This window comes from Haemophilus haemolyticus (assembly GCF_003352385.1).
Classification (GTDB): Bacteria; Pseudomonadota; Gammaproteobacteria; order Enterobacterales; family Pasteurellaceae; genus Haemophilus; species Haemophilus haemolyticus_I.
The window spans coordinates 1,322,788-1,339,976 of record NZ_CP031243.1; the positions used below are offsets into that span (position 1 = coordinate 1,322,788).

Sequence of the window (17,189 nt, forward strand, 5' to 3'; positions counted from 1 at the left end):
GGCTTAAGTGCGGTCAAAAACACCGAAGTTTTCAACCACACTTCTCTGGTCTTTATATTCTTATTCTGTCGCACCGAATCCGCGTAAACCAACAACATGTACGTGCTCTTGGTTGCCTGCGATTTTACGCACGAGTTTATAGGTTGTACCTTTTTCTGGACTAATATTTTCTGGCGCAGCAATAAGTAACTGCATATCCAAACGTTCGCAAAGCTCGAATAAGGTAGAAATAGATTTACCGTCTAAACGCGCAGCTTCATCTAAGAACAACAAGCGACAAGGCACAATATCTTTACCACGAATTCGACGGCTTTCTTCTTCCCAGCTTTGAACAACCATTAAGAGAATTGACATACCTGTACCGATAGCTTCACCAGTAGAAAGTGCGCCACTTTCTGCACGTAACCAACCATCAGCACCACGGAATACTTCCACTTCAAGCTCAAGATAATTACGGTAATCTAACAATTCTTCACCAATTGTTTGCGCTGTGCGTTGTCCCATATCAATATGTGGATTGATGCGTTGATAGAGCTTCGCCATGGCTTCCGAGAAGGTGATACGGTTATCGTTGAATAAATCTTGATATTCATCTTGCTGACCAGAAAGTGCGTCCAACAACATGGCATGGGTATCACGAATATTCACTACCAAACGAACAGATTTCACCTGACCAAACGCAATGTTTTGTAAGCCTTGGTTGAGCATACGAATACGATTTTGTTCGCGCTGAATCGTTTTACGCATAATATTTGCCACACTTTCAGAACTGATCGCCAATTTTTTCTCACGGCCAGTTAATTCAGCGGTTAAACGAGAAAGCTCAATCTCCATTTGTTCAATGGCATCAATTGGATCATCCGTTTTAATAATGTCTTGACGAATGCGTTCACGTAGGTGCTGATACACCGCAATAAAGAACCGCACTTTATTTTCAGGTTTGCGACTATCTTCCGACACTCTTAGGCTATCACGTAGATATTCATTATCCGCCACTGCTGTACGCAACGCACCTAATGCTTTATCTGACATTGAACGTAACTCATCTGCAGATAAATAAGCGAGCTCTCGACGATTGAGGCGTTTTTCCATATCGGAATTTCGTGATAAACGTAAAACCACACACCAACTCACTTTAGCAGCCACAACTAATTCACGTTGAGTTTTGTAATCACGTTCAGTTTTGCGGATTAGACGATTTAAGTTGTCCGCTTCGCTTTCAATTAATGTCAGTTGTTTTTCCACATAAGAACGACGCTGACGGCTCGTTGAAAGTTGTTGATGTAATTCATCACGACGGATACGGGCACGTTCTTCAGCACCATCATCAGCTCTCACGCCAAGATCGCTAATTTCACCAATCAACTCATTTAAGAGCTGATATTTACTATCGTAAGAACTTTGTAACTGAATCAATACGCGATTATATTCAGCAAATTGACTTTGTTTTTGACGAACTTGCTCACGTTGCGTATCTCGCTGTGCCTGCATTTGTTCTAAACGTTGGCGAAGTTTTTCATTAAGTTCAGAAGTTTCAGCCTGCCCTGCATCTTCATAACCAAAATGCTGTTTACGTTGTACAACATCAGCTAATGCAAATACACGTTGCTGTACTTGTTTTTGACGTTCAACCGCTTGAGTTAATTCATTTTTTAAGCCTTCGTAATTTTCCGGATCACTTTGTAAACTATTGGCTATAGGCTCTAATTGTGACAACGTTACGCCATACTGACGAATAAAATATTCATCTTGCTCTGCAATATCTAATTGCTCACGACATTCTTTAATACGATTAATTAAATCCTCATCGGCTAATACATTGAGTTGTGGAATCAACTTATTGAGTAATTGCAGTTTTTCTTTTGCATTATCTAATTGAATGCGTAATTGTTGTTCGCCGTTATTAAATTGGTTTAATTCACGATCAATTTCATTGCGTTCGCGATTAATTTCAGACATTAACTCTTCTGGATTTGGCTGGAACGCAAGCGCCAAATGCAATCCAACAAATTGGCTGAAATGTTCGTGTAAACGTTGGCATTTTTGTACATCAAACGCAATTTGGGCATGTTGTTCGGCCACTTCATCACGTTCAATTTGTAATTCTTCTAAACGTTTTTCACGTGCTGCACGCCCAAATAACGGGATCTCAGGAAATCTTGAATAGCGTAATTCACGATCTGAAACTTGCACGACAACACCCAGCTCAAGTTCTTGCGCGGATAATACGCTGTCATCAAATGCGGTAGGATCACCTTCAATTAAATACAAATCATCAGGGCAATCTTCTAATTGCGCAAGTTGCTCACGCACAGCATTGAGATCACGCACAACAATAGCATGACGTGCAGGCCCGTAAAGTGCGGAGAAATAAGGCGCATCTTCAATTGTTACATCATCGTAAAGCTCTGAAAGCAGCACACCACCAAAACGTTCTGCCAGCATATTTAAACGAGGATCTTCTGAACCATCAGGCTGACTTAAACGAGAAATTTGTTCATCTAAATGCAAACGTTTTTGTTCAAGTTGATCACGCTGCATCGTGAGTTCACGTTCTTTCACAAGTTGTGATTGCATAAAATTCATCACATCTTGGCTATGTTCAAACGTCTCGCCACTTTGTTGCTCTAAACGTTCTAATGCAGCTTGAGCCGTCAGCCATGCTGGGGCTTTACGCGCATTTTCATCATAAAGTGCGGTTAAATTTTCACGTTTTTGACGAAGCGTAGAACGGTTTTCCACTTGTTCTGAAAGTTCAGCAGAAATATCTTCAATTAATGCTTCTTGCTCGGCGTGATAATCCTCTAATTCTTCTGCCGTTTGTAAACTTAAATTAGCACGTTGATTAAAATCATTAAGTAATTTGACCGCACTTTGTTGTTGTGCATAACGTTGCTCAAGTTCATGTAATTTTGTGCGAAGTTGTGGCGTTTGTTGTGCCTGCAATTTTTGGCTTGGATATTCACGTAATAATTCTTTCGCACTTTCCCATGCCGCAGAACGAGGCATTTCACCCGCAATTTTACATACCAATTGGTACGCTTTATCGAACTGAGATTTCGCTGCTTCAGAAATAGACATTTTGTGCTCAAGCTCAAGTACGGTTTCCGTCAAACTTTCTGCATGAGCTTCAAATTCTGCATGATAATCTTCTACATTTTTAACACTTAAATCCTCTAAACCGCATAATGTTTTCGCTTTTTCAAGAGCAGCAATGGCTTGTTGATATTGAAGTGCGCGAGTTTGTTGGGCATCTAATGCTTGTTGATAATCTGCTAATTGGGCTCGAACAGCGTCAATTTCAATTTCAGTTTGCTCAAATTGGGCTTGGCTTTCTTCTAATGCATCATTCGCATCTTCAACCACCATTTTTTGTTCTTCTAAACGCTCGGTGAGTTCCGCAATATCTTCTTGATAACGCGTAATTTTTTCTTGGTGACGCAAAGCGTTTAACACTAAGTTAAGATGATCAACCGCACTTTGGTGATCAACTTCTAAAGTACGTTCACTTTCTGCTAATTCAGCCGCTTCTCGACTTAAATCAACCAAACGATGTTGAGATAAATTCTGCTCTGCTTTTGCTTTATACCACTCACGACGAGATTCTAATGCAGCTTCAATATTGCCACGGCGTTCATTCGCATTACGCATATAATCCGAAGCAACATAATTGGTGGTTTCAGTAATTAAATGTTTGAATAAATCGCGATCTGATTGCGTGACCTTAATCGCCTCTAAAGTCATACGGTTTTCACGCAATGCACTTTCCATATCTTGGAAAGCTTTGCGTACACCTAAATTTTCTGGCAATAAATAGTCACGTAAAGAACGTGTGATTGCGCTGGAAATACCACCGTATAAAGACGCTTCGATAAGTTTATAGAATTTGCTTCGATCTGATGCTGAACGTAAACGTTTCGGAATAATACCTAAATCGAACATCATGCCGTGATAATCGGTAATGGAATGATATTGTTTAAATTGCGCACCGATATTTTCAATTTTATCTTTGAGTTCGTTTAAATTAAGGACGCGTGCTTGACGTTCACCCACGGTTTCAGTGAAAAGTGCGGTTGGATTTTGAGATAATTCAACACCTTGAATTGAGAAAGTTTTTAAATCAACTTTTTTATCACGACCCGCAATTTGTTGCAGACGCACACCGACAAGAATACGTTGATGACGTGAGTTAATGGTATCTAATACCGCGTAACAAACACCCGGACGCAATTTACCATGTAAACCTTTATCGCGAGAACCGCCTGTAGAGCCAGCTTCTGTTGTATTACGGAAATGTAAAAGGGTCAAATCAGGAATTAATGCTGTCACAAATCCAGCCATTGTGGTTGATTTACCTGCACCGTTACCACCAGAAAGTGTGGTAACTAATTCATCTAAATCGAAAGTACGGGCAAAAAAACCATTCCAGTTAATTAAGGTTAAAGAACGGAATTTACCACGCTCTACACCATTGTGTGCCGTCATGCTAAAAGGCATAGGTGCTTCAACAATTTCTTCGACGTTTTCATTTTCCATAATGACTTCATCGTTCTCTAATTCGATTTCATTTTCTAACTCAAAAACATCAGACATTATTCTTGTTCTCCGTCAAATTCTTCATCAATTTCATCCGCACTTTCTGCATCGTTTTCCATTAATTGCGCTTGTTTTTCCAACTCTAAGGATTCTGGTGTTGCCGCTTCCCCATCACGAATGAGTCGAGCTTGTGCCTCTAATGGATCATCTCCGCTACGCACTTCCGCACCAAAACGAAATACAGATTCAGAAATCGTAAATTTCCCACTATTTTGTTCGCCAACAGTTTGAATCATACCTAAACGACGTAAACGACCAATTGCAGCCCGCACTTTTTCTGCCAATTTTTGTTTATCTAGGTCAGAACCACTTGAACGCTGATTAACTGCTTTTAATAATTTTCCTTCATCGGCAAGATTTAATAATGCATCATACACTTCTTGCGTGCTAAAAATGCCTTGTTGGGCTAAACGTTCTGGGCTTAAATAAAGATAACAAAGCACTTTACCAACAAGCATTTCCAACTCAGAAAGTACTGAACGCGCAATTAATGTCGTTGCTTTCGGGCGAAGATAGAAAAATCCTTCTGGCGCACGAATTAGTTCCACGTTATAGCGACGATAAAAGCCGTCCAATTCATTTTGGAAATCCATTAAAAAGGCATGATTATCTAAATGCTCCGTGCTGATATGGCGACCTGAGCGCAATAGACTATCCACCGCTGGAAATATTGGATTTGCAATCGCCACAGCGAGTTTTGGGGAAATTACATCTTGAAGGTTGTCTGTCATAGGTTATTTCTCTATTAAAACTTTATTCAGTTACTTTCTTCGTTAATCATTATTGCCAAATCTCCCCTAGCCCCTCTTTGCTAAAAAGAGGTTTGGGCATATTTAACAGAAGTAATTCCGTCGAAATTAGCTTTTAAATTATCTTAAAATCAATACTTATCAATCATATGCGCTTGCACTTCTGCGCCACGTTCATTAATTGCTTGCCAATCTGGATAAATACCCGATAAATCATCATTTGCCATACCAAGGCGCACAGCTTGATCAACAATGATTCGAGCCACATCAAAATGACGAGAAAGTGGATAATTTTCCAGTTGTTCTTTTAACACTAAACTCAAATCAATCGGACGGTTATTTTCACGATAAGCAATCAGTAAGCCTTGCATATGCTCTACAATTTGATCATGTAAATCAGAAAGGGATTCGTATTGCAATTCTTCCGGCAATTCACCTAAAGCATCATCTTCACGCAACACCATTTCTTCATCGCGCAGATCGACTAAACGCTCAGCTTGTGCGGTCCATAAGAACCAAGGATGATCAAAATAATGATGAATAGAATTACGTAAACGTTGTGAAAACACGCGATTTTTATCCATATCAATGGCAGTACGAATAAATTTATGTACATGGCGGTCGTAACCAATCCATAAGTCTATGGCTTGTTGTCCCCAACTAATAATTCGGTCAAGTTTTGATTGTAAATCGGTAATTAATTGATCGATAAAATACAAATCATCACGCCCGATCACACAATCTTGAATACGCAATAATTGCGCCTGAAGTTTATCCCCCGCGGCATTTAGCGTATCTTGCAATTCACGTAAGTTACCAGATGTTTCATCTAATAAACGTTCACAGCTTGAAATCGCCGCTTGCCAATCTTTAGTAAGAAGCTCTGCAATTTCATCTTTAATACTTTGCTGGTTTTCATCCATAATGCGTTGTGAAAGATCGATGCTATCAAAAATCTCTGCAACGGAATATTTTAATGGCGCAAACACATTACGACGCCAATAATGTTCACTTTCATTATTCTCCACACCCTCTTCCGCAGAATCAGAAGCGCGTTGAATTTCATCTGCCACAATGGAAAGTTGCACTGAAAGACGCAATGCGGAAAATTCACGCTGACGAATGTAATAATCAGACACGCCAACACCTAATGGCGTTAAACGATAAATCGCCAAACCCTCAGTAAATTCGCTACTAAAACGATTTAATAAACGTTGTTTCACTAATTCATTAATTGCATTATTTGCTCGTGTTGCAATGACATCGGTGGATTGCTCAAAAGCATTCATCGTGTGGCGGAAAATATCTACAAGATCGGCTTCTAACATTTCGCCGTCTAAACGTTCGTTGTTATAAATTGCAATCGCCAGCAGGAAAACCAAGCGTTCGGTAGGTAAATTCAAAGAAAACTCGCGATCTTTTGCCCAAGAGACGAGTTCGGGAATAGTTTGGGATGTTTCAATCATTGAATTGCAAAGCGTTAAAATTGAACAAAAAATTGGAAAGATTATACAGGATTTTTTGCGGATCTTAAAAATCTTCTTTTGAATTGACCGCACTTTTCCTATTTTTCACGTATAATGTGCGCCTTTCATGAATAACTAAAGATAATAGAATGAGCGAATTAACCCACTTAGCCCAACAAGAAAAAAAACAAACCTATAATTTCAATAAATTACAAAAACGTCTTCGCCGTAACGTAGGTAATGCCATTGCAGATTTTGGAATGATCGAAGATGGCGATAAAGTCATGGTGTGTTTATCCGGAGGCAAAGACAGTTATACGCTTCTCGATATTTTGTTGAATTTACAGCAAAGTGCACCAATTAAATTTGATATCGTGGCAGTGAACCTCGATCAAAAACAACCAGGGTTTCCAGAGCACGTATTGCCTGAATATTTAGAAAGTATTGGCGTAGATTACAAAATTGTACAAGAAAATACTTACGGCATTGTGAAAGAAAAAATTCCAGAGGGAAAAACGACTTGTTCGCTCTGCTCTCGCCTACGCCGTGGAATTTTATATCGTACTGCCACAGAACTTGGTGCAACCAAAATCGCTTTAGGACACCACCGAGACGATATGTTAGCAACACTATTTTTAAATATGTTTTATGGCGGCAAAATGAAATCCATGCCACCTAAATTAATTTCTGACGATGGCAAACAAATTGTGATTCGTCCGCTTACTTACTGCAAAGAAAAAGATATTGAGAAATATGCCATCGCGAAAGAATTTCCGATTATTCCTTGTAATCTATGTGGCTCACAACCAAATCTTCAACGCCAAGTGGTAAAAGAAATGCTTAATACTTGGGATCGCCAATATCCAGGGCGCTTAGAAACCATGTTCAGCGCAATGCAAAACATTACATTGTCACATATGTGTGATCCAAAATTATTTGATTTCAAAGGCATCAAACATGGGCAACTAATTAATGGCATTGAAGGCGATACAGCATTTGATGAAGAACGAATCACGCCAATGCAATTTGAAGACGAAGATCAAACTGATTTTTCAAACAACGAAATGATTAACTTTAAAGAAGTAAATTAATATGTTGAATATCAATGGAATTGAAGTTGAAACTGACAAAGATGGCTATTTGCTTAATAGTCAACAATGGAACGAAGATGTCGCTCGAGCTATTGCTCAGGTAGAAAGTATTGAATTAACTGATGCACATTGGGAAGTGATTTACTTTGTGCGAGACTTTTACCAAGAATATAACACATCCCCTGCCATCCGTATGTTGGTAAAAGCCATGGCTGAAAAACTGGGCGCAGATAAAGGTAATAGTCGTTATTTGCAACGCTTATTTCCCGAAGGCCCGGCAAAACAAGCCACAAAATTAGCAGGCTTGCCGAAACCTGCAAAATGCCTATAAAAGTGCGGTCAATTTTTTGAAAGTTTTAAACGCTTAGTCTTTCTAGATTGAGCGTTTTTCTTTTTAAGAAAGAAGCTCTAGATCTTAATATATTTTTATATATAATGATTTAACCTAGAAATGACCGTATTTTTCTCAAGGAATGATGAAAAAAAATTTATTAATCCCTTTTCTTTTTTTGCTTCTTATTGGATTGAGTTGGTTTTCTCTTTCGTGGGGTAGATTTTCTATTCCTTTAACGAATGTGTTAGATGTACTTTTCGGACAAAGCCAAAATGAAATTCAACACAATGTTATTTTCAATTTACGTTTACCACGCATCTTAGCTGCAATTTTAGTTGGTTCAGCCTTATCGGTCGCGGGTACTGTATATCAAGGCATTTTCCGTAATCCCCTTGTTTCACCAGACATTTTAGGCGTATCAAATGGTGCTTGTGTGGGGGCAGCTGTCGCCATTTTGCTTGGCTCGAGCATGCTTGGGATTCAAACTTTTGCATTTTTCGGTGGATTAATTGCCGTATTGCTTACCATGAATCTCCCCCGCTTAATTCAACGAGATTCAACAATAGTCTTAGTGCTTTCAGGCATTATCGTATCGGGTTTTATGATGGCGACATTAGGTTTAATCAAATACCTTGCCGATCCTGAAACTGAACTTGCAGATATTGTATATTGGCAATTAGGCAGTCTCACCAAATCCAGCTACAACAATCTTCTTTTACTCTCACCAATCATCTTAATTACCACTGGCATCTTATTGGCTATGCGTTGGCGTATTAATGTGTTGTCATTAGGCGATCGAGAAGCCAAATTAATTGGCGCAAATATTCGTTTAGAACGCGGCGTAATGGTCTGTTCCGCGACCTTATTGACAGCTTCGGCAGCCTGTCTAAGCGGAACAATAGGTTGGCTAGGTTTAGTGATTCCTCATTTAGCCCGTCTATTTATAGGCGATAATAATGTCAAAAGTTTACCGCTCTCTGCGCTAATTGGTGCAATTTTCTTGCTGCTTGTGGATACATTGGCACGCAATCTTTACATTCAAGAAATTCCGCTCGGTATTATCACGGGTTTTATCGGTGCCCCATTCTTTGCATGGGTATTAATTAAGCAAAAGGTGGTGGACTAATGTTGCAAGTAAAGAATCTTTATTATTGGCACAATGTAGAAAATTCACTGCTAAATGGTGTGGATTTAACACTTAAGCAAGGGGAATTACTCACGATTTTGGGCGCTAATGGCCGTGGAAAATCAACCTTATTGAACTGTTTAGCGGGTTTACTGGCACCAAAGAGCGGTCAAATTTTATTACAAAATGAAAATCTAGCGTCTCTTTCATCAAAACAAATCGCACAAAAGATAGCTTATGTCTCACAACAAAGCCCGCAAACTTATCAATATAAAGTTCGGGATTATGTTGTGCTAGGTCGAGCAGCACATTTAGGAATGTTTGATAAACCAAGTGAGACCGATTTTGAATTGGTCGATCAAGCTTTGGATAAACTGGGAATTAGTCATTTTGCAGAAAAGATTTATATGCAGATGAGCGGTGGTGAAAAACAGTTAGTTAATCTTGCTCGGATTTTAGTACAACAGCCTCCGCTTATTCTATTTGATGAACCAACTTCAGCCTTAGATTACGGTAACGTATTTAAAACCTTGAGTTTAATAAAAGAGCTTTCTTTACAAGGTTTTACTATTGTGATGACAACTCACAATCCAGATCATCCCATGTTGTTACATAGCAGTTTACCAAATAGCCGAGTAGCAATTTTAAATGAGCACGGCCGATTACAAACAGGTTTCGCCCCTGAAATTATTACTCAAGAAAATTTAACCGCACTTTATCATACGGATCTCCGATTGCTTGAAGTGCCAGAATTACAACGTCAAATTTGTGCTATCACTCATCTATAAGGAGTTAATTATGTTGAAAAACCTTAAAAAAGGCGCAGTTGCCTTAGCTTTCATTTCTTGTTTCAGTTTTTCTGCCCAAGGAAAAATGATTGAAGATGTAAAAGGCAATCAAATTGAAATCCCAAACCATGTAGAACGTATTGCCGATTTATGGCATGCCAACAACCAAATCGTCTTATTAGTTGGCGGTGCAGATAAATTAGTGGCAACAACCACTGTTATTCAAAAAAATCCGTGGTTTAGTGAAGTTTATCCAAACATTAAAAAGTGCCTGCACTCACTAATGGTCAAACGATCCAAATGGAAGAATTATTACAACGTAATCCGCAAGTGACTTTACTTTCCAATGACAACATGTTGACTGAACTAAAACAAGCAGGATTAACTGGGGTGAAAGTGAGCTTCCAAGATTTTGAAGGCTTGAAAAAAACAGTTCTAATCACTGCTGAAGTGATTGGAGATAACGCGCCCAATATAGCTAAGGAATACATCAAAGAGTTAGAAAACAACATTTCATTAGTTGAAGCAAGAACAAAATCAATCCAAGAAAAAGACAAACCAACTGTATTGCATATTGCTGATGGAAAAAATTTACTCAAAATTGATGGTGGAAAATCCATTATTGGTGATTGGATTAATAAAGCTGGGGGTAAAAATGCATTTCCAGAACAAGCAAATCTTGTCGAAATTAGTCAGGAAGAAGTGGTAAAAATTAATCCTGAAGTGATTATTATCGGCGGAACCAATGCACCAGAAGGAGTAGAAAAAATTAAACGAGATCCAAGTTGGCAATCTGTAAGTGCGGTAAAAAATAGCCGTGTTTTTGTTAATCCAACTGGTACTTTCCCTTGGGATCGCTATAGCGCTGAAGAAGCTTTACAAGTTTTATGGGCAGCAAAATTATTCCATCCAGCACAATTTAAAGATGTTGATATGGTATCTAAAGCCAAATCTTTTTATAAAAAATACTATCACTATGATTTAAGCACAGAAAATGCACAACAAATGCTAAAAGGATTGCCTCCGTTGAAGTAATATTAAGTTTTTCTTGTATTTTCTGTAAAAATAGATAGAATGTGCGCTCTTTTAAACCCTAACTAACAAGGAAATGTTATGAAAATTAGTGCAAGAAACCAATTAAAAGGTAAAGTTGTTTCAATCGAAAACGGTTCAGTAAATGCGATCGTTCACATCGATATCGGTGGCGGTAACGTGCTTTCTTCTACTGTTTCTTTAGCAGCAGTTAAAGAATTAAACTTAGAAGTTGGTAAAGAAGCGTACGCAATCATCAAAGCAACTTCTGTAATGGTTGGCGTAGAATAATTTCTTCCATAAAAACAGAATTGAATATAACCGCACTTTTAAAGTGCGGTTTTTTTATGCCTTATTTTTCCAATCAACACATTTTTAGATAAAAAATAACGGCAATCGCTTAAACGATCACCGTTAAATTGAACTCACTGTTTAAATAGTAAATTATATTGGTTATTTTCGAGAAGTATTACTCTTCATTCAATAACTTTAATTCTCGACTTCTTACTTGATTTTTCAAGATTTCCGCAAATTCTTCCACAGTAAATGTACCTAAATCAGCACCTTTACGGGTACGTACTGCCACTTTGCCTTCTGCGATTTCTTTATCACCGCAAACAAGCATATAAGGCACACGGCGTAAAGTATGTTCACGAATTTTGAAACCCACTTTTTCGTTACGTAAATCGGTTTTCACGCGTAAACCTACATCAGAAAGCTGTTTCGCGACTTTTTGTACGTAGTCGGCTTGGCTATCGGTGATATTCATTACAACTGCTTGGGTTGGCGCTAACCATGCAGGGAAGAAACCAGCATATTCTTCAGTAATGATACCAATGAAACGCTCAATTGAGCCTAAAATCGCACGATGAATCATTACAGGGGTTTTACGGCTATTGTCTTCTGCTACATAAGTTGCATCTAAACGACCTGGTAACGCGAAGTCTAATTGAACAGTACCACATTGCCATTCACGACCTAAACAATCGCGTAGTGCAAACTCAATTTTTGGACCATAGAATGCGCCTTCGCCTTCTTGGATTTCATATTCCAAGCCGTTATGTGCTAATGCAGCTGCAAGACCTGATTCCGCACGATCCCACATTTCATCTGAACCGATACGATTTTCAGGACGAGTAGAAAGTTTTACTGCAATATTAGTGAAACCAAAGGTGCTATAAATGTCGTACACCATTTTGATACAGCTAGTTACTTCGCTCTCAATTTGATCTTCAGTACAGAAAATGTGTGCATCATCTTGAGTAAAGCCTCGAACACGCATTAAACCGTGTAAAGAACCCGATGGCTCATTACGATGGCAAGAACCAAATTCCGCCATACGGATTGGTAAATCGCGGTAAGATTTTAAACCTTGATTAAAAATTTGAACGTGTCCTGGACAGTTCATTGGTTTAATTGCATATTCACGGTTTTCAGATTGAGTTGTGAACATTAAATCTGCGTAATTTTGCCAGTGACCTGTTTTTTCCCACAATACACGATCCATCATAAAAGGACCTTTTACTTCTTGATAATCGTATTGTTTTAATTTAGTACGCACGAAAGTTTCAAGCTCACGGAAAATTGTCCAGCCATCATTGTGCCAGAACACCATACCTGGTGCTTCTTCTTGCATATGATATAAATCTAATGCTTTACCAATTTTGCGGTGATCACGTTTTGCCGCTTCTTCTAAGCGTGTTAAGTATTCAGCAAGTTGTTTTTTATCCGCCCAAGCCGTACCATAGATACGTTGTAACATTTTGTTTTTGCTGTCGCCACGCCAGTATGCACCAGCGACTTTTTGTAATTTGAAATGCTGACAGAAACGCATATTTGGCACGTGTGGACCGCGACACATATCAATATATTCTAAATGATGATATAACGCAGGCGTTGCAGTACGTTCAATGTTTTCATCTAAAATTGCCATTTTGTATGGCTCGCCGCGTTTTTCAAAGGTATCACGCGCTTCTTGCCAAGTAACACGTTTTTTCACGACGTCATAATTGGTTTTTGCCAATTCCAACATACGTTTTTCGATGGCATCTAAATCTTCTTGCGTTAAAGAGCGGTCTAAATCAATGTCATAGTAGAAACCATTTTCAATAGTTGGACCGATTGCCATTTTTACATCTGGGAATAATTGTTTAATGGCATGACCAAACAAGTGTGCACATGAGTGGCGAATAATTTCTAAACCATCTTCATCTTTAGCGGTAATGATTTCAAGCGTTGCATCTTGGTCGATAATATCGCATGCATCACGACGCTCACCATTTACACGGCCTGCGATAGTAGCTTTAGCAAGACCCGCACCAATATTTTGTGCGACTTCAAGAACAGAAACAGGATGATCGAATTGACGTTGGGAACCGTCAGGTAAAGTAATAATTGGCATTGTTTTTTCCTTATACAGTGGTCACCCATACGAAAGGTGACGTGTTCGTTTAAAATTCTATAAAAATTAACCGCACTTTTGCCCTACTTGGCTTCATTCCTACCATTGAACGAGCGAAATTAGGCAAAAAATGCGTGGCAGATTCTATCACTTTCTTAAGGTATTGTTAAATAAATGCACATATTTTACAGAAAGGAAATAATGTTTTTCTAGCTAGGGGCTTTATATCCTAAAAATAAAGGCTAGAATAACCGCACTTTTAAATACCCAGTTAAGGAATAAAAATGAGCAACGTATTAGTATTAAAATCTAGCATTTCAGGAAATAACGCCCAGACCAATCAATTAGCCGATTATGTTATCGAAAAATTACAAGGTAATCACATTGTGGTACGCGATCTAGCCCAACAACCACTTCCATATTTTGATGCCACAGCAGCAACTGCCGTGCGTGGTGAACCTAAAAATGATGAAGAAAAACAACTTCTTGCACATTCCGATGAATTAGTCTCCGAATTAAAAAATGCAGATACTTTGGTTATTGGTGCACCAATGTATAATCTTGGCATCCCAACACAATTAAAAACTTATTTTGATTTTATCGCTCGCCCACGTGTCACTTTCCAATATACGGCAAATGGGCCTGAAGGGTTATTAAAAGGTAAAAAAGCGATTGTGTTATGTGCATTTGGTGGGTTATATGATGAAGAAAATCTAGTGACACAGTATATGAAGTCAATTTTAGGTTTTATCGGTATCACAGATGTGCAATTTGTTTATGCGCAAGGCATTGGATTCGGACCAGAAGCGATTGAAAAAGCCCAAGTATCTGCAAAAAATAAAATTAATGAACTTTTAGCAGCCCTTTAATCCTCAGATAACCTACAAAACATAAGAAGATTTATTACAAAAAAAGTGCGGTGATTTACCGCACTTTTCTTCTTATTTTTTCCGTTCAACCCATTTTCCATTGGTGAAATCAACAATCCATTTCGTCGCTTTTCCATCTTTTTCAGAAGTCACATATTGTTTCTTCTCTTTACGACTAAAACGAACAATCGCTTCATTCCCTTCTGGGTCTTTTTGTGGTGCATCCGCTAAATAAGCTAATTTTTCAGGCAAACGCTCGCGATATTGCACAAGTTCAGCGATTTTAACAGGGCGTGTTTCGCGGGATTTCGGGAAATTATGTGCTGACATAAATACACCACTCGCACCGTCACGCAATACAAAATATGCATCAGATTTTTCGCATTTTAGCTCTGGGAAATGTACAGGCTCTTCTTTCGGTGGAGCGACTTCGCCATTTTTCAAAATTTTGCGCGTGTTATCGCAATTTGTACATCCCATATACTTGCCGAAACGACCAAGTTTTAAATGCATATCCGCACCACATTTATCACACTCAACAACTGGGCCATCATAACCTTTAATTTTGAATGAGCCTTCTTCAATTAAATATCCATCACAATTTGGATTATTACCGCAAATATGGATTTTACGATGGGCATCGATTACATAGCTGTCCATTGCCGTTCCACATTTTGTACAACGTTTACGATCCATTAATGCTTTGGTTTCTGAAGATTCATCTAAAACATTCAATAATTCCGCTTCAGGAATTAAATTAATCGTCGTTTTACACCGCTCTTTTGGCGGCAATGCATAACCTGTACATCCTAAAAATACCCCTGTACTCGCCGTACGAATGGCCATATTTCTGCCACAGGTTGGGCATTTAATATCGGTTTCCACAAGGCTATTTGGGCGCATACCGCCTTCAAGTTCATCCAATTCAGCTTTAGAAAGCTGGTTAGAAAAATCCTTGAAGAATTGATTCAATTCAGTTTTCCAATTCACTGAACCAGAGGCAATTTTATCTAAAGTATCTTCCATATTCGCGGTGAAATCGTAATTCATTAATTCACCAAAAGACTCATTGAGGCGATCAGTGACAATTTCGCCCATCTTTTCTGCATAGAAACGACGATTTTCAGTGCGAACATAACCACGTTCTTGAATGGTGGAAATAATTGCCGCATAAGTGGAAGGTCGACCAATACCACGTTTTTCCAATTCTTTTACTAAAGCCGCTTCAGTAAAACGAGCGGGTGGTTTAGTAAAATGTTGAGTGGGCTGTACTTCTTTTAAAGCAAGTTTTTCTGAAACAGCAACTAAAGGCAATTCTTGATCTTCAGGATTCTTGCCTATCTGTGGCAATACCTTTGTCCAACCATCAAAACGTAAAATTCGGCCTTTTGCTTTCAAAGTATAATCGCCAGCTGACACAGTCAATGTACTGCTATCATATTGTGCAGGCGGCATTTGACATGCTAAGAATTGACGCCAAATTAAATCATAAAGACGTACCGCATCTTTTTCCATCCCCTCTAAAGATTCTGGCAATGCTCGAATGTCTGATGGACGAATAGCCTCATGCGCCTCTTGCGCATTTTCTTTACTAGAATAGAAATTTGGTTTTTCTGGTAAATATTGTGCACCAAAATGATTTTCAATATAGCTACGTGCCATATTCAGCGCATCTTGACTCAAATTGGTTGAATCCGTACGCATATAAGTAATGTAACCCGCTTCATATAAGCGTTGAGCTAACATCATTGTTTTTTTAACGCCAAATCCCAAGCGAGTACTTGCAGTTTGTTGAAGTGTTGACGTAATAAATGGTGCTCGAGGGCGAGAACTTGTCGGCTTAGTTTCCAAATCTGTGACAACGTAATCTGAAACATTCAGAAAATCTACCGTACTTTGTGCTTCTTTTTGATTTTTTGGATCAAATTTCTTGTCTTTATAATCCGTTACGTCCAAACGTATAGCTTGTTTATTTTGATTATTCGTAAGGACGGAAACTTCCCAATATTCTTCAGGCTGGAACGCTTTAATTTCACGCTCGCGTTCTACTAATAATTTAACCGCAACCGATTGAACTCGACCCGCAGAAAGCCCTCGTGCGACTTTTTTCCAAAGTAGCGGAGATACCATAAAGCCCACTACTCTATCTAAAAAACGACGAGTTTGTTGCGCATTAACGCGGTCCATATTTAATTGTTCTGGCTTTTCAAAAGCCTGTTTAATGGCATTTTTAGTGATTTCGTTAAATACTACTCGGCTAAAGCGCTCATCATCGCCACCAATCACTTCACGTAAATGCCATGCAATCGCTTCCCCTTCTCTATCCAAGTCGGTTGCGAGATAAATGTGATCTGCTTTTTTAGCAAGCGATTTTAATTCGGAAACCACTTTTTCTTTACCAGGCAAAATCTGATAATTTGCTTTCCAATCGTGATAAGGATCAATCCCCATACGTTTAACTAAGGCATTACGTTCCTTTTCAGCCTTAATTTTTGCTTTTTCTTCGGCATCCATACCTTTGGTTGAAATTGGTTTAGCTTTTTCACCCGAACTAGAACCAACCGTCGGCAAATCACGAATATGTCCAACACTAGATTTCACCACATATTGGCTACCTAAATATTTATTGATAGTCTTTGCTTTTGCCGGTGACTCCACAATCACCAAGGATTTACTCATTTGATTACCTAATATCACTAGTATTTTGTAAAATTGGCGGTATAGTGCAAAGTTATGT

At 38.7% G+C, this 17,189-nt stretch carries 11 protein-coding genes and 1 pseudogene; 7 read left to right on the plus strand and 5 right to left on the minus strand.

Features of this window, described 5'->3' with window-relative positions:
- Positions 1–60 precede the first annotated feature (60 nt).
- The 3 genes from mukB to mukF all read right to left on the minus strand — a co-directional run bounded on the left by mukB (position 61) and on the right by mukF (position 6,811).
- Positions 61–4,593, minus strand: a complete 4,533-nt coding sequence (mukB, locus tag DV428_RS06575) for a chromosome partition protein MukB (protein ID WP_114909125.1) — start codon at positions 4,591–4,593, stop codon at positions 61–63.
- Complete coding sequence (mukE, locus tag DV428_RS06580) at positions 4,593–5,327, minus strand: chromosome partition protein MukE (protein ID WP_114909126.1); 735 nt, start codon at positions 5,325–5,327, stop codon at positions 4,593–4,595. The genes mukB and mukE overlap by 1 nt, the downstream gene beginning before the upstream one ends.
- Positions 5,328–5,476: 149 nt before the next feature.
- Complete coding sequence (gene mukF, locus DV428_RS06585; protein WP_114909127.1) at positions 5,477–6,811, minus strand: chromosome partition protein MukF; 1,335 nt, start codon at positions 6,809–6,811, stop codon at positions 5,477–5,479.
- A gap of 149 nt (positions 6,812–6,960) precedes the next feature.
- On the opposite strand from mukF, the gene ttcA reads away from it, so the two are divergent.
- The 6 genes and pseudogenes from ttcA to DV428_RS06615 all read left to right on the plus strand — a co-directional run bounded on the left by ttcA (position 6,961) and on the right by DV428_RS06615 (position 11,473).
- The gene (gene ttcA, locus DV428_RS06590) at positions 6,961–7,902 is read left to right on the plus strand and encodes a tRNA 2-thiocytidine(32) synthetase TtcA (RefSeq protein ID WP_114909128.1); all 942 of its coding nucleotides are present in this window, start codon (positions 6,961–6,963) and stop codon (positions 7,900–7,902) included.
- A 1-nt stretch (position 7,903) separates the two neighbouring features.
- Positions 7,904–8,233, plus strand: a complete 330-nt coding sequence (locus DV428_RS06595; protein WP_114909129.1) for a TusE/DsrC/DsvC family sulfur relay protein — start codon at positions 7,904–7,906, stop codon at positions 8,231–8,233.
- 142 nt (positions 8,234–8,375) lie between these two features.
- A complete protein-coding gene (locus DV428_RS06600; protein ID WP_114909130.1) occupies positions 8,376–9,362 on the plus strand; it encodes a FecCD family ABC transporter permease in 987 nt (328 codons plus the stop codon).
- On the plus strand, positions 9,362–10,150 hold the full coding sequence (locus DV428_RS06605) for an ABC transporter ATP-binding protein (protein WP_114909131.1): 789 nt from the start codon (positions 9,362–9,364) through the stop codon (positions 10,148–10,150). The genes DV428_RS06600 and DV428_RS06605 overlap by 1 nt, the downstream gene beginning before the upstream one ends.
- A 10-nt stretch (positions 10,151–10,160) precedes the next feature.
- Positions 10,161–11,185: pseudogene (locus tag DV428_RS06610) on the plus strand (ABC transporter substrate-binding protein).
- A 78-nt stretch (positions 11,186–11,263) separates the two neighbouring features.
- Positions 11,264–11,473, plus strand: a complete 210-nt coding sequence (locus tag DV428_RS06615) for a TOBE domain-containing protein (protein WP_005631673.1) — start codon at positions 11,264–11,266, stop codon at positions 11,471–11,473.
- 178 nt (positions 11,474–11,651) lie between these two features.
- On the opposite strand, the gene thrS is transcribed toward DV428_RS06615, so the two are convergent.
- Positions 11,652–13,583, minus strand: coding sequence for a threonine--tRNA ligase (thrS, locus tag DV428_RS06620; RefSeq protein WP_114909132.1), 1,932 nt, complete (start codon positions 13,581–13,583; stop codon positions 11,652–11,654).
- A gap of 284 nt (positions 13,584–13,867) precedes the next feature.
- Here thrS and DV428_RS06625 point away from each other — a divergent pair, with 284 nt between their 5' ends.
- Complete coding sequence (locus DV428_RS06625) at positions 13,868–14,452, plus strand: FMN-dependent NADH-azoreductase (protein WP_114909133.1); 585 nt, start codon at positions 13,868–13,870, stop codon at positions 14,450–14,452.
- A 72-nt stretch (positions 14,453–14,524) separates the two neighbouring features.
- Here the strand turns inward: DV428_RS06625 and topA are convergent, their stop codons facing one another.
- Entirely contained in the window at positions 14,525–17,131 is a 2,607-nt protein-coding gene (topA, locus tag DV428_RS06630; RefSeq protein WP_114909134.1) for a type I DNA topoisomerase, read from the minus strand.
- Positions 17,132–17,189: the final 58 nt, after the last annotated feature.